Source organism: Sphingopyxis sp. GW821-FHT02C12, from assembly GCF_059421785.1.
Genome location: NZ_JBWKVQ010000001.1, coordinates 1490086 through 1507892 on the forward strand (window position 1 = coordinate 1490086; position 17807 = coordinate 1507892).

At 65.7% G+C, this 17807-nt stretch carries 20 protein-coding genes; 5 read left to right on the forward strand and 15 right to left on the reverse strand.

Annotated features, from left to right (window positions below; all coding sequences use genetic code 11):
• Positions 1–54: 54 nt before the first annotated feature.
• Positions 55–594, reverse strand: a complete 540-nt coding sequence (locus tag AC07U1_RS07025) for a winged helix-turn-helix transcriptional regulator (RefSeq protein ID WP_495177024.1) — start codon at positions 592–594, stop codon at positions 55–57.
• A gap of 184 nt (positions 595–778) precedes the next feature.
• Here AC07U1_RS07025 and AC07U1_RS07030 point away from each other — a divergent pair, with 184 nt between their 5' ends.
• Positions 779–1156, forward strand: coding sequence for a VOC family protein (locus AC07U1_RS07030; RefSeq protein WP_495177023.1), 378 nt, complete (start codon positions 779–781; stop codon positions 1154–1156).
• 453 nt (positions 1157–1609) lie between these two features.
• On the opposite strand, the gene AC07U1_RS07035 is transcribed toward AC07U1_RS07030, so the two are convergent.
• The 14 genes from AC07U1_RS07035 to AC07U1_RS07100 all read right to left on the reverse strand — a co-directional run bounded on the left by AC07U1_RS07035 (position 1610) and on the right by AC07U1_RS07100 (position 14101).
• Positions 1610–3979, reverse strand: coding sequence for a TonB-dependent receptor (locus AC07U1_RS07035; RefSeq protein WP_056342572.1), 2370 nt, complete (start codon positions 3977–3979; stop codon positions 1610–1612).
• A gap of 351 nt (positions 3980–4330) precedes the next feature.
• Positions 4331–5710: an ammonium transporter gene (locus AC07U1_RS07040; protein WP_495177022.1), complete on the reverse strand. Its 1380-nt coding sequence runs from the start codon at positions 5708–5710 to the stop codon at positions 4331–4333.
• Positions 5711–5727: 17 nt separating this feature from the next.
• Entirely contained in the window at positions 5728–6066 is a 339-nt protein-coding gene (locus AC07U1_RS07045; RefSeq protein ID WP_003043080.1) for a P-II family nitrogen regulator, read from the reverse strand.
• Positions 6067–6271: 205 nt separating this feature from the next.
• Entirely contained in the window at positions 6272–6970 is a 699-nt protein-coding gene (locus AC07U1_RS07050) for an endonuclease/exonuclease/phosphatase family protein (protein WP_056342578.1), read from the reverse strand.
• Between the two features lie 51 nt (positions 6971–7021).
• Entirely contained in the window at positions 7022–7234 is a 213-nt protein-coding gene (locus AC07U1_RS07055) for a putative signal transducing protein (protein ID WP_187139612.1), read from the reverse strand.
• Positions 7234–7800: a pyridoxamine 5'-phosphate oxidase family protein gene (locus AC07U1_RS07060; protein ID WP_495177021.1), complete on the reverse strand. Its 567-nt coding sequence runs from the start codon at positions 7798–7800 to the stop codon at positions 7234–7236. The genes AC07U1_RS07055 and AC07U1_RS07060 overlap by 1 nt, the downstream gene beginning before the upstream one ends.
• A gap of 34 nt (positions 7801–7834) precedes the next feature.
• On the reverse strand, positions 7835–8395 hold the full coding sequence (locus tag AC07U1_RS07065) for a DUF924 family protein (protein ID WP_495177020.1): 561 nt from the start codon (positions 8393–8395) through the stop codon (positions 7835–7837).
• A gap of 103 nt (positions 8396–8498) precedes the next feature.
• Positions 8499–8900: a hypothetical protein gene (locus tag AC07U1_RS07070; RefSeq protein ID WP_495177019.1), complete on the reverse strand. Its 402-nt coding sequence runs from the start codon at positions 8898–8900 to the stop codon at positions 8499–8501.
• Between the two features lie 139 nt (positions 8901–9039).
• Positions 9040–10266 (reverse strand): hypothetical protein, encoded by a 1227-nt coding sequence (locus AC07U1_RS07075; protein ID WP_492737613.1) that lies wholly within the window; start codon positions 10264–10266, stop codon positions 9040–9042.
• Between the two features lie 216 nt (positions 10267–10482).
• Positions 10483–11910 carry a metalloprotease TldD gene (gene tldD, locus AC07U1_RS07080; protein WP_187139607.1) on the reverse strand — a complete coding sequence of 476 codons (1428 nt, stop codon included), beginning with the start codon at positions 11908–11910 and terminating at the stop codon, positions 10483–10485.
• 139 nt (positions 11911–12049) lie between these two features.
• On the reverse strand, positions 12050–12598 hold the full coding sequence (locus tag AC07U1_RS07085; RefSeq protein ID WP_495177018.1) for a DUF4402 domain-containing protein: 549 nt from the start codon (positions 12596–12598) through the stop codon (positions 12050–12052).
• Positions 12599–12728: 130 nt separating this feature from the next.
• Positions 12729–12926, reverse strand: a complete 198-nt coding sequence (locus AC07U1_RS07090; RefSeq protein ID WP_056342597.1) for a zinc-finger domain-containing protein — start codon at positions 12924–12926, stop codon at positions 12729–12731.
• A 52-nt stretch (positions 12927–12978) separates the two neighbouring features.
• The gene (locus AC07U1_RS07095) at positions 12979–13467 is read right to left on the reverse strand and encodes a DUF4402 domain-containing protein (RefSeq protein ID WP_495177017.1); all 489 of its coding nucleotides are present in this window, start codon (positions 13465–13467) and stop codon (positions 12979–12981) included.
• Positions 13468–13540: 73 nt separating this feature from the next.
• Positions 13541–14101 (reverse strand): DUF4402 domain-containing protein, encoded by a 561-nt coding sequence (locus AC07U1_RS07100; protein WP_495177016.1) that lies wholly within the window; start codon positions 14099–14101, stop codon positions 13541–13543.
• Positions 14102–14212: 111 nt separating this feature from the next.
• On the opposite strand from AC07U1_RS07100, the gene AC07U1_RS07105 reads away from it, so the two are divergent.
• The 4 genes from AC07U1_RS07105 (at position 14213) to AC07U1_RS07120 (ending at position 17806) form a co-directional block, all read left to right on the forward strand.
• On the forward strand, positions 14213–15136 hold the full coding sequence (locus AC07U1_RS07105) for an ABC transporter ATP-binding protein (RefSeq protein WP_495177015.1): 924 nt from the start codon (positions 14213–14215) through the stop codon (positions 15134–15136).
• Positions 15129–15437 (forward strand): hypothetical protein, encoded by a 309-nt coding sequence (locus AC07U1_RS07110; RefSeq protein ID WP_495177014.1) that lies wholly within the window; start codon positions 15129–15131, stop codon positions 15435–15437. The genes AC07U1_RS07105 and AC07U1_RS07110 overlap by 8 nt, the downstream gene beginning before the upstream one ends.
• The gene (gene nadB / locus AC07U1_RS07115) at positions 15434–17020 is read left to right on the forward strand and encodes an L-aspartate oxidase (RefSeq protein WP_495177013.1); all 1587 of its coding nucleotides are present in this window, start codon (positions 15434–15436) and stop codon (positions 17018–17020) included. The genes AC07U1_RS07110 and nadB overlap by 4 nt, the downstream gene beginning before the upstream one ends.
• A 153-nt stretch (positions 17021–17173) precedes the next feature.
• Positions 17174–17806 carry an AAA family ATPase gene (locus tag AC07U1_RS07120; RefSeq protein ID WP_495197671.1) on the forward strand — a complete coding sequence of 211 codons (633 nt, stop codon included), beginning with the start codon at positions 17174–17176 and terminating at the stop codon, positions 17804–17806.
• The last annotated feature ends 1 nt before the right edge of the window (position 17807 follow it).

The window sequence follows — 17807 nt, forward strand, 5'->3', positions numbered from 1 at the left end:
GGAGAGCTGGCGCGGCGTCGCATGGACCCCGGCTTTCGCCGGGGAACCGGAGCGCTAAGCGCAAGCCTCCGCCAGCACCCGCCCCGTCTCCGTCAGCCCATAGAGACTGCTCGGCGGCCGTCCGTCGACCACATCGCGCACGACCAGCCCATGCTTGCCGAGCGCCGTCAGCCCCTGCGACAGCGCGCGCGGGGTTGCGGGGGAGAGCAGCCGCGACAGCGCGTTGAAGCGGGCGTGCCCGGCGTCGATGCCGGCGACCAGCGGCAGCCCCCAGCGCGTCGCCGCGCCGGGCGGCAGGCCGATTGCCGCCTGCGCCTCCGCGATCGTCGCGGCGCGCAGTGCGGCGGCGGCCCCGCTTTCGGTGAGGATATATTCGGGGCGCAGCGGGTGGCCGTGGCCGGGATTGCGCTGCACCCAGCCGATCGCCGCCGCCGCCTCGAGCGTGCGCGTCAGGCTATCGCGCGCGAGCGCGAGCCGCTTCACCAGTTCGACGAACCGCGCGCCCCGGTGCGCGGCGAGATCGGCGAGCAGCGGGACCAGCCAGCGGTGGCGGGTCAGCTGCGCGAGCAGGGGATCGGGAACGCTTGACGGCATTGGCTAGTAACTATACAAACCAGACTATTGAAGCAAGCGGATTGGGGCTTGGGTTCCAATTCATAAGCACCGTCATTGCGAGGAGCCGCAGGCGACGCGGCAATCCAGAGCGGGCGTCAGTCGCCCTGGATTGCTTCGCTTCGCTCGCAATGACGAAGTCCTGGCCAGATAGGGAGAAATGACAATGGCGTTGAAGATCGGGTCCGAACTCACCTGTTCGATGGGGGTCAAGGACATGACCGCGTCGATCGCCTGGTACGAACGGGTGATGCTGTGCGAATTGCTCTACCGCGCCGACGAGATCGGCTGGTGCGAGCTCAAATCGCCGATGGCGGGCGTGAGCATCGGGCTGAGCGAGGTCGAGACGGTGGTGCAGGGCGGCGGCGCGACCAACGTCTTCGAGGTCGAGGATATCGTCGCGGCCAAGGCGCATCTCGACGCCGAAGGGGTGCGGCAGGACGGCGATATCCAGCATATCCCGGGGCTGGTGAAGCTGCTCACCTTCTACGATCCCGACGGCAACGCCTTCATGTTCTCGCAGTCCGAGGCGGGCGCGGGCTGAACGCCCGATAGAGCAACACCCGCCGCATTGCTGCGGCGGGGGTTGCGATGGGCCCGTCTTCAAGCCCGGACCCGACTCGCTCATTCTTTCGTCCGAGCAGAAATCCGCAACGCGACGCGTGCGGCGATAGGTACGCGGGTGCTGGTTATTCGGGAGGATTCCGCCGCGGCGAATCGGGGGCTTTCGCAGCCGCCCCGTGCGCCGGCTGCGGCGCAGAAAAATTCCGCGCCGCGCTTTTCCGGGCTTTTGCGCGATGGCTTATGCTGCGCACAAAAAAAGAGGGCCGGGACTTGCGTCCCGGCCCAGCCTTTCAGGCTCTCCCCTCCTGAAACTCTTGATGGTTGAATGCCATATTAATGTCATGATGGAAAGGCCTAAATTTGCATCACCACTGCCTATTTATTGTGCGCCTGCGAAGGCGGGCCGCCGCGAACGGCAACCCGCCCCGATCGGTTAGAAACTCTGGCGCGCAGTGACGCCAAAGGTGCGCGGCTGGCCGACGGTATAGCCGAGACGCGCCCGGCCGCCGCGTTCGCGGTCGAACGAGAGCAGGGCGTTTTCGTCGAGCAGATTGTTGACATAGACGCTGAGCGACAGGCCGCTTTCGAAATCGACCCCGGCGCTGAGATTGACCAGCTGGTAATCGGGCAGTTCGAGGTCGACCGTCGTCGCGGCGTTCGCCGGGGCGCCGCCGAAAGGCAGGCCGTGGACGAAGGTGCGCGGGTTGTTTTCCTGATCCGCGGGCTGGGTGTAGCGCGCGCCGACATGCTGGAACGACGCCGCGAGATAGGCCGACGCGCTGTCCGAGACCGGGAATTCATAGCTGCCCGATGCCGACAGCTGGAACTTCGGGACCGAGGGCAGGCGGTTGCCTTCGCGGATGCCCGTCGCGGTGGCGAGTACGCCGGGCAGGGTGGTGTCGAACTCGGCCTCGATCAGGCTGCCCGACAGGTTGAGGTCGAGTCCGTCGATCGGGTTCACCCCGAGCTCGACCTCGACCCCCATCGAATGCGCCTTGGGGACGTTGAAGACGATGCGCGACGAGCAGCTGCCGGCGTCGAGCGTGACCTGGAGGTTGCGGATGTCGTTGTAGAAGGCGGCGGTGTTCAAGGTGAAGCCGCGGCCCTTCGACTTCACGCCGACTTCATAGTTCCACAAGGTCTCGTCGTCGTAATCCTGGAAGCCGCCGAACAGCGCCGCGTCGCTCGGCGAGCAGAGCGGCAGGTTGAGCGGATCGTTGACCCCGCCGAGGCGGAAACCCTTCGACGCCTGCGCATTGACGCTGACATTGTCGGCGACGTCGTAGCTCAGCAGCACGCGCGGACTGATGCCGTTCGAGCGCGTCTTGTCGCGGCGGCGGTCGCCGTTCGCGAACAATCCGCCGGTGACGAAGCGCCGCGTCTCGACGAAGTCGTAATAGCGGCCGCCGACCGTGACGTCGAAGGCGTCGGTGATCGAATAGGTGCCTTCGCCGAAGATCGCGAGCTGCTTGATCTTATAGGGCAGGTCGGCGTTGTACGGCGAGTTGGCGGGGAAACCGTTGGCGACCGCCGCCGAGGTGCCCGCGCCGAGCGTCGCATCGGTGAAGGCGTCATAACCGGGGGTGGGCAGACGCTGGCGATAGAAGCGGTCGGTGCTCGAATAGAAACCGCCGAACACCCATTGGAAGGCGCTGTCATAATCCGATGCGAGGCGGACTTCCTGCGTGAAGGTCTTAAGGTCGGTGGTGTCGACGAGGGCCGATGGCAGCAATACCCCGGCGGTCGGGAAACCGAGGTCGACCGAGACCGAACCGGTCAGCGCGCTCGCGTCGCGGCTGACGAGGATGTCGCGGTTGGTGTAGCTGGTCACCGAGGTGACCGAAACGCCGTCGAGCTTGGCGTTCATCACCAGGTCGGCGATCAGCGTCTTGTCCTCGAACGCTTCGCGCAGCAGCAGATATTGCTCGCGCTCGTCATAGGTCACCTGCGGGCGCGTGGTGGTGAAGCGGTTGCCATAGAGATTATAGATATCCTGGCGGTTGAAGCCGTCGGCGGTCACCTTTTGATAGACGATGCGTGGGGTGATGGTGACGTCGTCGACGGGTTCGAAGGTCACCGCGAGGCGCCCGCCATAACGTTCGCCGCTGTTGACGTCGTTGCCGCCCGCGGGGCCGACCGCGTTGATGAAGCCGCCGTAGCGCGTGTAATAGCCGACCGCGCGCACCGCCGCCTTGTCGCCGAGCGGGACGTTGATCGCGCCTTTCAGATGACCGCCGATATCGTCGCCGTCGACGAGGTTGAGGTTCGCCTCGACGCTGCCTTCGGTCACGCCGAGCTTGGGCTGGTTGGTGATGTAGCGGATCGTGCCGCCGACCGATCCCGACCCGAACAGCGTGCCCTGCGGCCCGCGCAGCGTTTCGACGCGGTTGAGGTCGAAAAGGTCGATGTCGGGGGTGAAGAGCGAGAGCGAGATGACGCTTTCGTCGAGATAGACGCCGACCTGTTCCTTGACGCCGGGCTGGTCGCGCACGACCTGTCCCGCCGACACGCCGCGGACCGACACCTGGCTCTGGCCGGGGCCGAGGTTTTGCACCGACAGGCCGGCGACGTTGCGCGACAGATCCTCGAGCGTCACCGCCCCCGACCTCTGGATGTCGGCGGCGGTCTGCGCGTTGATCGAAAAGGGGATGTCCTGAAGATTGGCGTCGCGCTTGGTCGCGGTGACGATGATGATGTTGCTGTCGTCTTCCTCGGCGGCGGCGTCCTGCGCGGCGGCGGGCGTAACGAAATTGGCCAGCGCGAGCGTCGAAAGCCCGGCCAGCAGCATAGTGCGAGCATGCATGATGTTTTCCTCTCTGAGCAGCGCGGGACTATCTTGTCCCGTCGCGGCGAGAGGAGTGCGCCTCTTGTCACAAATGCGCAATGGGGTCCGAATCGCGCGTAACAAAATGTCGGCGCGCTGTTGCATTGCTGCCACATGCCGACCCGCCAAGCCGCCTGGGTGCGTCGCCTCTAGGCCGCTGGGCCGCAAGCAAAAAAAGGCCGGAGACCTGGTCCGGGCCCGTGGCCGCCCCGGCCACCTCGACAAAAAAAGGCCGGGGACAAGCCCCGGCCAGTGGTTCGCAGGAGGAACCTGGGTTGGACCCCGCCGCCTTTTTGGAGGGGAGAGAGCGGCGGCGGGTGTCCAGTCTCGTCAATAATTATAGGCACGCTCACCATGTTCGCCGAGGTCGAGGCCTTCGCGCTCCACCTCTTCGCTGACGCGCAGGCCGGTCAGCGCCTTGGCGATATAGATCGCGATCGCGGTGCCGATGGTCGACCAGATGATGGTGGTGACGACCGCCATGACCTGCGTCGTGATCTGCGGGCCGAGGGCATAGTCTTCGCCCGCCGGGCCGCCGAGCGCGACCAGCATGGTGAAGGCGGTACCGATCGCGCCGACCATGCCGCCGATGCCGTGGATGCCGAAGGCGTCGAGCGAGTCGTCATAGCCGAGCTTGGCCTTGAGCTTGGTCACCGCGAAGTAGCAGACGACCGAGGCGACCGCGCCGAGCAGGATCGCACCGAACGGACCGGCGTTGCCGGCGGCCGGGGTGATCGCGACGAGGCCGGCGATGACGCCCGAGCAGAAGCCGAGCGCCGAAGGCTTGTGGCCGCTGACCTTTTCGGCGAGCATCCAGACGAGCGCGGCGGCGGCGGTGGCGACCATCGTGTTGATCATCGCGAGGCCCGCCGAGCCATTGGCTTCGAGTGCCGAGCCGGCGTTGAAGCCGAACCAGCCCACCCACAGCAGGCCGGTGCCGATCATCGTCATGGTCAGCGAGTGCGGCGCCATGATTTCCTTCTGGTAGCCGATGCGCTTGCCGAGGATGATCGCGGCGACCAGCGCCGAGACGCCGGCGTTGATGTGGACCACGGTGCCGCCGGCGAAGTCGAGCGCGGCCGGCGTGTCGGTGCCGAACATGCCGCCTTCGAAGAACAGGCCGCCGCCCGCCCACACCATGTGTGCGATCGGGAAATAGACGATGGTCAGCCAGATCGCGCCGAACACGAGCATGGCCGAGAATTTGAGGCGCTCGACGACCGAGCCGAGGACCAGCGCGAGGGTGATCGCGGCGAAGGTCATCTGGAACGAGATGAACACATATTCGCTGATCACTTCGTCGGTGAAGGTCGCGCCGGTCGACTCGGCGGTGACGCCCGACAGGAAGAATTTGCCCCAGCTGATAAAGGCGTTGCCCTCGGGTCCGAAGGCGAGGCCATAGCCGTAGCTGACCCAGATCAGCATCGCGAGGCAGGCGGCGGCGCCGACCTGCGTCATCGTCGACAGCATGTTCTTGGTGCGCGTCAGGCCGCCGTAGAAGAGCGCGAGGCCCGGCAGGATCATCAGCAGGACGAGGACGGTGGCGGTCATCATCCAGGCGTTATTGCCCGGGTTGGCGACTGCGGGTGCCGCTTCGGCGGCGGGAGCCGCGGCGGCGGCTGCCGCTTCCTGCGCCCACACGGGCAGCGCGGCGAACAGTGCGAGGCCCGCAGCCCCGGCGGTCGCCGCAAATTTGTTTGCGAACGTCATTGCTTCCCCCTTTATCATTACAGAGCCGCCTCGCCGGTCTCGCCGGTGCGGATGCGCACGGCCTGACCGACGTCGAGGACGAAAATCTTGCCGTCGCCGATCGACCCGGTTCCGGCGCTTTGCTGCAGCGTTTCGACGACCCGCGGTGCGAGCGCGTCGTCGCAGACGAGCTCGATCTTCACCTTCGGCACCATGTTGGTGGCATATTCCGCGCCGCGGTAGATTTCGGTCTGGCCTTTCTGACGACCGAAGCCTTTGACTTCGGTCACGGTCATTCCGGCAATGCCCAAGCCGGTGAGGGCTTCGCGCACCTCGTCGAGCTTGAACGGTTTGATGATAGCCAGGATCAGCTTCATGACGCCCCCTTGTGATTATTGGCAGATGTTGCACTGCAACAGCCGTGCCAAATTGCGCGGGCGGGGGTTGAGTTAACATTTTGTGACGAATTGGTGCGCGCAGGCGACCGATTGAGTCAGTGGAATGGGCAGGCGAGGCAGCGCGATGCCTAAATTATGGGCAGGGACGTAACCCGCCCGCCCTTAGGGGAGGGGCTTTTCCAGGCTAACCCGCCCGCTCGAAGCGCGCCCAGATCGGCAGATGGTCCGACGCGCGCGCCGCGAGCGCGCTGCGATGCACCCCGGCGTCGACCGCCTGCAGGTCGGGCGAGGCGAAGATGCGGTCGAGTTTCGCCACCGGGCGACGGCTGTGGAAGCTGTGGCCGGTGTCGACGAGCCGATGGCGTTCGCCGAAATCATGGAGGCAGCCGCCCTGGTTGCGCCATTCGTTGCAGTCGCCCATCAGGATCGTCGGCAGGTCCTCGCCCGCCGCGAGGTGATGGAGGATCGCGCGCGCCTGTTGCCGCCGCCGCAGCCCCGAAATGTCGAGATGCATGCCGACGACGCGCAGCCGCGTGTCGCCGATGCGCACCGTCGCCGCGACCGCGCCGCGCGGTTCGAGCGTCGGCAGATGGAGTGCGTGGCTCTCCTCGACTTCGGCGCCCTTGCGCACCAGCAGCGCATTGCCGTGCCAGCCGATGGCATAGGGACGCCCGCCGAGCAGGTCGACCGGCACATAGTCGCTATGCTCTTCGAACATATGCGGCGGGATCGCGCTGGCGCGGGTCCCGAAGCGGCGGTCGGCCTCCTGCAGTGCGACGATATCGGCGTCGAGTTCGCGCAGCACCGACAGCACCCGCCCCGGATCGCGGCGCCGGTCGAGACCGATGCCCTTACGCATATTGTAACTGGCGACCTTGATCATGGCGGGCATTTTCACAGGATTATGGACGTCTGAGCAAGGCTTAGGTTGCGTTCAACCGGCGCCGAACTCCGCCATCAAGGCCTGCGCCTCGACCAGATCGTCGTCGAGCACCATCACCCGCACCGGGATGAGCAGGCCGACGCTTTCGGCGATATTCATGCCGGCGTCGAAACACACGGCATGGACGCCGGCGCTTTCGAGCCGGCCACGCAGCAATTCGGCCTCGACCCCGTTCGGCAGGCGTACCAGCTCGACGAGCGCCATCAGGCCGGGTCGCCGGTGATGAAACGGTCCGTCGGGCGGGTCGGCAGGCCGTCGATGCTCCTGGTGCGTTCCTGGAATTTCTCGACCCACAGCACCGGGTCGGCCTGACGGTGATATTTCTGCAGCGTGTCGCGTTCGTGCTGCAATTCCATCATCGGCACGCCCCAGCCGCAACTGGTCTGCACGCTGTCGACGTCGATCACGAAGATCTGGCGGGTGCCGGGGATCAGGGTGAAAGAACTGGCGATCGTCTCCCATTCATCGTCCTGCGGCAGCACCGCGCGGCCGCGGCCATAGATGCGCAGGATCAGCGCGCTGCGGTCGAAGGCGCAGAACATGATGGTGATGCGCCCGTCGGCGGCGAGATGCGCGTGCGTCTCGTTGCCCGATCCGCCGAAATCGAGATAGGCGACCCGGTTTTCGGACAGCACCCGAAACGTGTCGGCATAGCCCTTGGGCGACAGGTTGATCCGCGCATCGGCGGCGGCGGTCGCGGTGAAGAAGACCGGTTGCTTCTCGATGAAAGCGATATGCTTGTCGGTCAGGCTGTCGGTGAAATCGGCCATGTCGGGGCTCCGCAAGATCGGTGTGGCGGGCTTATCACCAATTTTTGCCTTCCTCCACCGCCGCCTGCTCCTCGGGGCGTGTCGTGCGGCCGAGCACCGCGTTGCGATGCGGGAAGCGGCCGAAGCGGTCGACGATGTCGAAATGCTTCTGCGCATAGTCCTGGAACATCGGATCTGCGAGCTGGCCGAACAGGCGCAAGGATTCGCGCTGGTCGGCGAGGTCCTCGCTGTGCTGATAGGGGAGATAGGCGAACTGGCGCCGCGCGTCGGGCCAGGCCTTGTCCCAGCCGTGCGCGACGATGCCGCGCGCGATCGCGCGGGCGAGATCGTCGGTGGCAAAGGCATCGGCGGATCCGCGAAAGATATTGCGCGGCACCTGATCGAACAGGATCGCCGCGGCCAGCGCGGTGTCGGGGTCGGTCAGGAAGCTGGCGGCGGGCAGCGCGCGCAGCGCTTCGTGCCAGTCGCCGGCCAGCGCGCGGATGTCGGTGTCGAAATCCGGCCCGCCGCCATACCAGTCGTCCATGCCATGCGCGTCGAACCAGAAGGTCAGGAGTTGCGCCGGCCAGTCGGCGGGCGGGGCGGGGGCTTTCATTTCATCCGTCATTGCGAGCGAAGCGAAGCAATCCAGAGCCGTTTACGCAACCCTGGATTGCTTCGTCGCCTTCGGTTCCTCGCAATGACGGGGCTTTTTGGCGCTATTCGGCCTTGGGACGGCGGTACGGCACGAACTCGCCGAGCGACACGAAGCCGCTGTACATCTGGCTGGTGCGGTCGCGCAGCTGGACGGTGTCGATGCTGCACAGCTGGCTGCCGGTCAATTTGGTGACGAGAATATCGTCGTCGTCGAGCGATTCGGCGCCGCCCTTCGGCCGGTTGACCCAAAGGGTGCTACCGATGCGATAGACGATCGCGGTGCGGTCGATGATCGTGGTGCTGTTCGATCCGGTCAGCTGGATGCAGTTTTGCGGTTCGCCCGCGACGCGGCCGTCGAGCAATTTTTCGAGCTGCTGCTCGCCGGTCAGCTTTTCCTTCGCCGATGCGGCGGGCGCGGCGGCCACCGCGGCGGCGGCGATGATAGTGGCGATAAACGGACGCATGGTTCGACTCCTGTCATTCAACACACACCCTCTGCCGCCGATATAGGGCATCTCGTCTGAACGACAACTGACTCAGGCATGGTGACCTGGCCGGTCCCTCGCGCCTGCGGGAGGGACCGGCCAGGTCACGCGCGTGCGCTCAGCAGGCGCCGTCGGGCAGCGGAATGCCCAGCGGGCCCTTGCATTTCTTTTTCTTGGCGGGCGGTGCGGCCTCGCCGCTGCTGCTCCCGCTCGACGCGCCGCCGCCGCTCATGCCGCCGAAATCGGCGCCGACCATCAGCATCGTGTACGAGCGGAAGCGCACCTTCGCGGTCCAGTCGATGTTCCACACCCCCGTCGCGGGCTTGGGCGGATAGGAGAAGTTCGCCTCGGGGCCGAAGGCGTTGAGGTTGCCCATCATGAACTCGCCCGACGATTTCTTGACCTCGGCGGGGATCTGGCACGTCGTCTGCGATGGCGGCATCACGATCTTCTTGGTGATCAGGTTGGCGACCACCGAGGGCGGCAGCCAGTCCCACAGCCCGCCGCCGAATTCCTTGGTCGCGCTGCTCGTCCACCAGACGATATCGCCCACGTCGTTCTTGCCGCTTCCGTTACCCATGCCGCCGATCGTCCAGGCGGCATAACCGGTGGCGTTCTGCACCGGGTTCCAGCGGATCGTCACCGACCCGTCGGCCTGGTCGGCGGTCGAGGCCTGCAGCGCGGGCATATAATCCTGCGCGAGGGTGAAATTGATGTCGTTGCCGACATTGCTCGCGACGCGGTGCGCGCCGAGCAGGCTGCTGTCCTTGGACGGCATCTTGGTCGATTTGCCGTTCGGCCATTCCATATAGGATTTGCTGTTCGACGGCGACACTTCGCGGACGATCGGCACGGCGGTCGAGAAGAGGTTCGGCGGCACCTGTCCCGCCGCGACCTTGGCGAAATCGATGATCACCGGCTGCCCCGGCCCCGCCTTGGCGCCGCAGCCCCAATAGAGCAGCAGGCGCCCCTTCGGCCGTTCGAATTCGGTCGGGTAGGTGCCGTCCTTGCGCTCGGGCGCGATCAGCGGCACCGATTTGCCGAGCTTGGCCTGCGGCAGAAAAAAATGATCGCCCTTCGGCGGCGGCGCGGTCGGCAACTCGTTCGAGCCGAGGCGCAGGACCAGCTGGCGCGCCAACGCGCTGTCGGGGCCGCCGCCGAACATCATGCTCATCGCGCCGCCCATGCCGCCCTTGCCGCCGCCCATCGCGGCAAAGCCCGACATCGTCGCGGCGTCCATCTCATAGCGTTCCTTGGGACCGGTGGTCTTCTGCTGCGCCGCGACGGGCGCGGTCAGCATCGCGGCGATGACCGCGAGCGAGGTGAATTGGAAAGTCTTGCGCATAATTCCTCCCTGCGACCGGAGGTTCTGCCCCCGGGGAAAAGCTCATGCGACCCAATTTCTGCTTTATGTTTGAGAGGCGTATAGGCGCGAGATTGGCGAAGGCCAAGTGATGCGCGTCACAGAATCCCGTCATTGCGAGCGAAGCGAAGCAATCCAGAGCGGTGTACGCCTACTCTGGATTGCTTCGCTTCGCTCGCAATGACGGAGAGAGGGGCGTTAAGCCGTCCCGCCCACCGTCAGCCCGCTCACCAGCAGGGTCGGCTGGCCGACGCCCGCGGGGACGCTCTGGCCGCCCTTGCCGCACACACCGATGCCCTCGTCGAGCGCCATGTCGTTGCCGATTCCGGTGACCTTCGTGAGCACGCTCGGCCCGTCGCCGATCAGCGTCGCGCCCTTGATCGGGGCGCCGAGCTTGCCATTTTCGATCTTATACGCCTCGGTGCAGCTGAACACGAATTTGCCCGACACGATGTCGACCTGCCCGCCGCCCATGCTTTTGGCAAAAATGCCGTTCTTGACGCGGCTCAGCAGTTCGGCGGGATCGTCGTTTCCGCCTTTCATGAAGGTGTTGGTCATCCGCGGCATCGGCGCATGGGCAAAGCTTTCGCGGCGCCCGTTGCCGGTCGGCGCCATGCCCATCAGCCGCGCGTTGAGCCGGTCCTGCATATAGCCCTTGAGCATGCCATCCTCGATCAGCACCGTCTCGCTGGTCGGGGTGCCCTCGTCGTCGATGCTCAGCGAACCGCGCCGTTCGGCGAGGCTGCCGTCGTCGACGACGGTGACGCCTGCCGCCGCGACGCGCTCACCGATGCGTCCCGAAAAGGCGCTGGTGCCCTTGCGGTTGAAATCGCCCTCGAGCCCGTGGCCGATCGCTTCATGGAGCAGCACGCCGGGCCAGCCGGGACCGAGCAGCACGGTCATCTCGCCCGCCGGGGCGTCGACCGCCTCGAGATTGACGAGCGCCTGCGCCAGCGCCTCGTCGATCGCGCGGTTCCACTGCGCTTCCTCGAACAGATGGTCGTACATGTAACGACCGCCGAGACCGAAATAGCCGCTCTCGCGCCGACCATTCTCCTCGACCACGATCGACACGTTGAGGCGGACGAGCGGGCGGATGTCGGTCGCGAGGAAGCCGTCGGCGCGGACGATCTCGACCACCGACCAGCTGCCGGCGAGCGCGACCGAGACCTGCGCGATGCGCGGATCGCGCGCGCGGGCGGCGGCGTCGATCTGCTGGCACAGCGCGACCTTCTTGGCGAAGGGGATCAGGTCGAGCGGATTGGCCTCGCCATAAAGATGGCGGTTGGTCCGCGCGGGGGCGGCGGCGTGCGGCTGGTTCGCGGGGTCGAGCAGCGCGAGCGTCTCGGCGGCGCGGCGGATCGCCGGGGCGCTGATGTCGCTCGCGTGCGCGAACCCCGTCATCTCGCCCGATACCGCGCGCAGCCCGAAGCCCGCATCGGTCGAATAATCCGCCGTCTTGAGCCGCCCGTCGTCGAAGCCGAAGCTCTCGGTCGCGCGATATTGCAGGTAAAGCTCACCGTCATCGGCCTTGGCGAGCGCTTCCTTCGCGAGCTTCTGCGCAAGATCGGGATCGAGCGCATCGGCGCGATAGAGGAAGCGGCGGGGATCGGTGGGGCTTGTCATGAGGCCGATATAGGCGCGCGTCCGACGGTCCGCAAATGCTCATGGTCATTGCGAGCGCAGCGAAGCAATCTCCAGCTATCCGCCTTGCGCGATATCGATGGCTGGAGATTGCTTCGCTGCGCTCGCAATGACGGGAGGCTCAGAGATAATTGACCGTCAGCGTAAACGTCCCGCTGTAATCGCCCTCGGGCTGGTTCGCCGGGACGGTGAGCGTGCCGCCGATATAATAGGTCTGCACCCCGCTCGGCAGCAGGGTCGCGCCGAGCAGCGCGATGCCGCCGCCGCTGGTGCTCGCGGCGCGGACCAAAGTGGCGGTCATAGGCGTCGCGCCGCCGCCGGCCCGTGTCAGCGTCACCGACGTGCTGCCCGACACGGTGATCAGCAATATGCCGCCGGTGCCCTGGAACTGCGCGCGCTGCGCGTCGTTGCCGACCGCGGTGGCGCCGCCGCTGGTCGTGCGCGCGCCGGTGAGGGCGTTGACGCTGACGGTGCCGCCTGTGGCGCCGCTGATGATCGTCCCGAAATCGAGATCGTCGGTCTTGACGAGGCTGTTCGGCCGGACGACCGTCGCGGTCGTCGTCCCGGGCATGTCGGCGGCGTGCGCAGGCGCCGCCAGCGCGATCAGCGCTGCGGCGATGGCCGGGACGCGCGCGGCGGCCCGACGATGGCTGGTCCCTGGAATCCCCACGATTCTGCTCCTGTCTGGCACAGACTATGCCAGCGGGGTGTGAACCGATGATGCTTTGGCTTGGTAAAGGCGGCGTTTACGCCTTGCGCCGCCGCCAAGGGTCAACCCTTATCGGCGATCCCGCCGACGCTTACCCTTTATCGGCGATCCCGCCGATCAGCACGAAGCGCCGGTCGCAATAGCCGCAGTCGGCAAAGCCCTCATCGGTGTCGATCTCGAGCCAGACGCGCGGATGGCCGAGCGCGGCGTTGGCGAGGCCGTCGCCGGTGCCGTCGCAGGCGACGCGGGTCTTGGGCGTGCGGATGGTTTCGGGCGTGTTCTGGGTCATCGACGGCGCCCATAGCAAGCGCGCGCCAGCGCCGCAATCGGGTCTGCGCGGGCTATTGATAGTTGAAGGTGACTGAAAAGCTGCCGCTATAGTCGCCCTCGGCCTGGTTGGCGTTGACGCGCAGCCGGCCGCCGACCGCAAAGCCGACGATGCCATTGGTGCCGGTGATGCGAAAATTGTTGCCGTTGCCGATCTGCGACAGGCCGGTGAGCGCGCCGATCTCGAAATCGTCGACGCGCATAGCCTCGCCCGGGCCGGTCAGGGCGATCTGGTTCGATCCGGTCTTGATGACGACGCGATTGGCGCTGCCCTGACCCGCGAAGCGCGCCGGGCGCGCATCGCCCGACGCCGCGATCACCCCGCCCGAGGTCGTGACCGCGCCGGACGGGGCGACGGTGACAGTGCCGATCGTCGCCGACGGAATGATCGATCCGAAGTCGAGCTGTTCGATATTGGTCAGCGACATGGGTTCGAGCACCAGCGCGCTCGCCTGGCCCTGCGTCTGCTGCGCGGCCGCCGGCATCGTCCAGAGCGCCGCCATGACGGCACCGGCAAGCGCGCTCCCCCCGAAACGCGCCAGTGGTCCCCCGGTGCCGTCGCCCCACATACGGCGATCAGAGATAGTTCAAGGTGATGGTGAAGGTCCCGCTGTAATCGCCCGGCGCCTGATTGGCGTTGACGTCGAGCGTCGCGCCGACCGGGAAATTATAGTTGCCGAGCGTCGAGGCGATGCGAAAGCGCGTCGGGGTGGTCGACAGGATCGCGGTGGGCGTGCTGCCGATCTCGAAATTGCGCACGCGCATCTGCTGCCCGGGGCCGGTGATGAATATCTGGTTCGCGCCGAGCGAGATATTGACCTCGCGGTTGTACGAGCCGAGCCCGGCGAAACGCGCGGGTTCGCCGTCATTCCCGGCCAGCGTCGCGCCACCGGTCCGCGTCCGGGAGCCGTCGGGCAGGATGCGCACCGTCCCCGCCGCGTTCGACGCGATGATGTCGCCGAAATCGAGGTCGTTAACCTTGAAGAAGGAAAGGGGCCGCAGCACGATGGCTTCGGCTTCGCCCTGCGCGTTGTTCTGCGCGTGCGCCGACGGAGCGGCGAACGGCACAAAAGCGAGCGTCAGGGCGGCTAGGCCGCGCCGGCGAAGCGGCGGGCAGATGATGTGTCTGGTCCTCACATCACCCCTCATAAGGGCGATGTGACAAAATATGCTTACCCGCCATGGTAAAGATTTCCTTGCCGGAACACGGGCTTTCGCGAGCCGCGCGGCGCGGCTATGGAAGCGGCCATGACCGAAGCCGCCATCCGCATCGACGCCGTCTCCAAACTCTATGCCGGCGGCAAGCAGGCGCTCGACAATGTCAGTTTCGACGTGCCGCGCGGGCAGATTTTCGGGCTGCTCGGGCCGAACGGCGCGGGCAAGTCGACGCTCATCAACATCCTCGCCGGGCTGGTCAACAAGACCGCCGGGTCGGCCAGCATCTGGGGCTTCGACATCGACGCCGATCCCAGAAACGCCAAATATTCGATCGGCATCGTGCCGCAGGAAATCGTTTTCGACCCGTTTTTCACGCCGTTCGAGACGCTGGAGAATCAGGCCGGGCTCTATGGTGTGCCCAAGGCGAAGCGCATTTCGGACGAACTGCTCGACGCGGTCCACCTGAGCGACAAGCGCGACGCCTATGCGCGGACGCTGTCGGGCGGCATGAAGCGCCGCCTGCTCGTCGCCAAGGCGATGGTCCATTCGCCGCCGATTATCGTCCTCGACGAACCGACCGCCGGGGTCGATATCGAACTGCGGCAACAGCTCTGGTCCTATGTGAAGTCCTTGAACGATCGCGGCGTCACCGTGGTGCTGACGACGCACTATCTTGAAGAAGCCGAAGAGCTGTGCGACCGCATCGCGATCATTAACCACGGACGGCTGATCGCCAACAAGCCGACCCGCGAACTGGTCGACATGGCGCGCGAGAAGATCGTCGTCGTGACGCTCGACCAGGATATCACGGTGCTGCCGACGCACCCGGCGTTCGACAAGATCGAGCGCGAGGGGACACGCGGGCTGGCGATCAGCTACAACAAGGATCGCATGAACGCCGGCGAGGTGCTCGCCGCAGTCAACGCGATGGGCCACGGAATCGTCGACGTCTCGACCCGCGAAGCCGATCTGGAGGACGTGTTCCTCAACCTGACCCGCGCGGCGAATGGGTGAGGACGGCCTGCAGGCTTGTCCGATCTGCGGGGCTTCCGTGAAGGAAAATCCCCGCTACCCGGATTATGTCTGCGGCGATTGCTATGAGCGTATTGCCGATGACGCCGGTCGGCCGGTCAAATATCAAAATGCGTCTCCGGGCTATCCCAATCTGATCGAGAGCCTCACCGCAACTTATGCGGATGGCTCGCCCTATATGTCGCAGACCTGCTATATCGACGGCATTGCCTGTCGCGCTGACGAAGCGCGTTTTGGCGGGATTGTTGTTCGTCCTCTCAAGAAAAAAGGACCATGGGGATGACCGACACCCCCCCCCACGACGTCATCATCGTCGGCTCCGGCGCCGCGGGGCTCACCGCGGCGATCGCGCTCGCCGATCATTGCCGCGTGCTCGTGCTCGCCAAGGGCGAACTCACCGGCGGCTCGACCGCTTGGGCGCAGGGCGGGATCGCCGCGGTGCTCGATGCGGGCGACACCTTCGAAAATCATATCGAGGACACGATGGTCGCGGGCGCCGGGCTCAACCGGCGCGAGACGGTCGAGTTCGTCGTAGAGAATGCGCCGCACGCCATCGAGCGGCTCGTCGAGATGGGGGTGCCCTTCAACAAGGACAGCGACGCGCTGCACCTGACGCGCGAGGGTGGCCATTCGCACCGCCGCATCGTCCATGTCGACGACGCGACCGGCTGGGCGGTGCAGGCTGCCTTGCTCAAGACCGCCGAGGCGCATCCGAACATCACGCTGCTGCCCGGACAGGCGTGCATCGACCTGATTACCGGCCGCCACGAGGAACGTTACTCAGGATCGGGCCGCGTCTGGGGCGTTTATGCGCTCGATGAAAAGAGCGGTGAGGTCCATGCGCATGTCGGCCGCGCGACGATCCTTGCCAGCGGCGGCGCGGGGCGTGTCTACCAATTCTCGACCGCCCCCCGAGGCGCGACCGGCGACGGCATCGCGATGGCCTGGCGCGCGGGCGCGCGCGTCTCGAACATGGAAATGATGCAGTTCCACCCGACCTGCCTCTACAATCTCGAGGTCAAGAATTTCCTGATCACCGAGGCGGTGCGCGGCGAGGGCGGCATCCTCAAGCACCCGGTCACCGGCCACCGCTACATGCCCGATTATGACGCGCGCGCCGAACTCGCGCCGCGCGACGTCGTGGCGCGCGCCAATGACGACCAGATCAAGCGATCGGGGCTCGACTATGTCCATCTCGACATCAGCCACCTCGACCCCGATTTCGTCGCGGGGCATTTCCCGAACATCTATGAAAAGCTGCTGACGCTCGGCATCGACATGACGAAGGGGCCGATCCCGGTGGTGCCCGCGCAACATTATACCTGCGGCGGGGTGCTGATCGACCTCGACGGGCGCACCGACCTGCCGGGGCTGTATGCGGCGGGCGAATGCACCGAAAGCGGGCTGCACGGCGCCAACCGCCTCGCGTCGAACAGTCTGCTCGAATGTTTCGTCTTCGGCGAGGCGGCGGCGAAGGACATCGTCGCGCGCTGGGACCAGCTCGACACCCCGCCGCCGATCCGGCCATGGGATGAAAGCCGCGTCACCGATTCGGACGAAGAGGTGATCATCAAGCAGAACTGGACGGAAATCCGCCGCTTCATGTGGAACTATGTCGGCATCGTGCGCACCACCAAAAGGCTGGAACGTGCGCAGCACCGCATCAACATGATGACCCACGAGGTCGAGGATTATTACGGCCATTTCCGCGTCACCACCGACCTGATCGAACTGCGCAACCTGCTCCAATGCGCCGAACTGATCGTGAAGAGCGCGCTCCACCGCAAGGAAAGCCGCGGGTTGCATTATACGCTCGATTATCCGGACATGCTGCCGCAGGCGGTGGATACGGTGTTGGTGCCGTGAGCGATGGCTAGGGCGGCGTCCCCTTCAAGACTGCCGCCGCCCTATCTGCGGCGCGTGTCGCGGCGCGACGCTCAAGCGGACCCGGATGCGTCGCAGATCGACCCGGATCATTATCCTTTCAACATTCCGCTGTTCGCCGACCCGGCTTTCGAAATGACGTTCGAGCGGCCGGTGACCATCCTGGTCGGCGAGAATGGGTCCGGCAAATCCACCTTGCTCGAAGCGATCGCGGTTCTGGCGGGCTTCAGCGAGGGCGTTGGGGGCTATGGCCATAGGGCCGTGGGCGCCTCGAGCATCTCGGGCGGCGACGGCGGCGCCTTGGCGGACGCTCTTCGCGGCGGCTGGCTGCCCAAGGTGAGCCAGGGTTTCTTTTTCCGCGCCGAAACCTTCTTTTCGCTGGCCCGCTACGTCGACGAGGCGGCGCATGATGTCGGCGCGGCCCCGCCCGATTATCTGTCCTGGTCGCACGGCGAAGGCTTTCTGAATTTCTTCGACGAACGCGCTGATCGCCGAGGCATCTATATATTCGACGAACCCGAATCGGCGCTTTCGCCATCCCGGCAGTTCGATTTCCTGAAGTTACTTCGCCGAATTCAGCGCGCCGGCAATGCCCAGGTCATCATGGCGACGCATTCGCCGATCCTGATGGCGCTGCCCGATGCCGATTTGTGGCAGATCGATCGCTTCTCCGTCCAGCCGACGACGCTGGAAGAGACCGCGCATTACCGCCTTTACAACGAGTTCATCCGGTATCCTCACGAGACGGTCGAGGCGATGATCGAATAGG

Bases quoted from the DNA above. Each gene is read 5' to 3' on its own strand.
- AC07U1_RS07110 (WP_495177014.1), top strand. From the start codon at position 15,129: ATGGGTGAGGACGGCCTGCAGGCTTGTCCGATCTGCGGGGCTTCCGTG.
- AC07U1_RS07055 (WP_187139612.1), bottom strand. From the start codon at position 7,234: ATGGCGCTCGTCGAGCTGGTACGCCTGCCGAACGGGGTCGAGGCCGAA.
- AC07U1_RS07095 (WP_495177017.1), bottom strand. From the start codon at position 13,467: ATGGCGGCGCTCTGGACGATGCCGGCGGCCGCGCAGCAGACGCAGGGC.
- AC07U1_RS07090 (WP_056342597.1), bottom strand. From the start codon at position 12,926: ATGACCCAGAACACGCCCGAAACCATCCGCACGCCCAAGACCCGCGTC.
- tldD (WP_187139607.1), bottom strand. From the start codon at position 11,910: ATGACAAGCCCCACCGATCCCCGCCGCTTCCTCTATCGCGCCGATGCG.
- AC07U1_RS07075 (WP_492737613.1), bottom strand. From the start codon at position 10,266: ATGCGCAAGACTTTCCAATTCACCTCGCTCGCGGTCATCGCCGCGATG.
- AC07U1_RS07060 (WP_495177021.1), bottom strand. From the start codon at position 7,800: ATGGCCGATTTCACCGACAGCCTGACCGACAAGCATATCGCTTTCATC.
- nadB (WP_495177013.1), top strand. From the start codon at position 15,434: ATGACCGACACCCCCCCCCACGACGTCATCATCGTCGGCTCCGGCGCC.
- AC07U1_RS07025 (WP_495177024.1), bottom strand. From the start codon at position 594: ATGCCGTCAAGCGTTCCCGATCCCCTGCTCGCGCAGCTGACCCGCCAC.
- AC07U1_RS07070 (WP_495177019.1), bottom strand. From the start codon at position 8,900: ATGCGTCCGTTTATCGCCACTATCATCGCCGCCGCCGCGGTGGCCGCC.
- AC07U1_RS07105 (WP_495177015.1), top strand. From the start codon at position 14,213: ATGACCGAAGCCGCCATCCGCATCGACGCCGTCTCCAAACTCTATGCC.
- AC07U1_RS07030 (WP_495177023.1), top strand. From the start codon at position 779: ATGGCGTTGAAGATCGGGTCCGAACTCACCTGTTCGATGGGGGTCAAG.
- AC07U1_RS07050 (WP_056342578.1), bottom strand. From the start codon at position 6,970: ATGATCAAGGTCGCCAGTTACAATATGCGTAAGGGCATCGGTCTCGAC.
- AC07U1_RS07040 (WP_495177022.1), bottom strand. From the start codon at position 5,710: ATGACGTTCGCAAACAAATTTGCGGCGACCGCCGGGGCTGCGGGCCTC.
- AC07U1_RS07065 (WP_495177020.1), bottom strand. From the start codon at position 8,395: ATGAAAGCCCCCGCCCCGCCCGCCGACTGGCCGGCGCAACTCCTGACC.
- AC07U1_RS07035 (WP_056342572.1), bottom strand. From the start codon at position 3,979: ATGCATGCTCGCACTATGCTGCTGGCCGGGCTTTCGACGCTCGCGCTG.
- AC07U1_RS07120 (WP_495197671.1), top strand. From the start codon at position 17,174: ATGACGTTCGAGCGGCCGGTGACCATCCTGGTCGGCGAGAATGGGTCC.
- AC07U1_RS07045 (WP_003043080.1), bottom strand. From the start codon at position 6,066: ATGAAGCTGATCCTGGCTATCATCAAACCGTTCAAGCTCGACGAGGTG.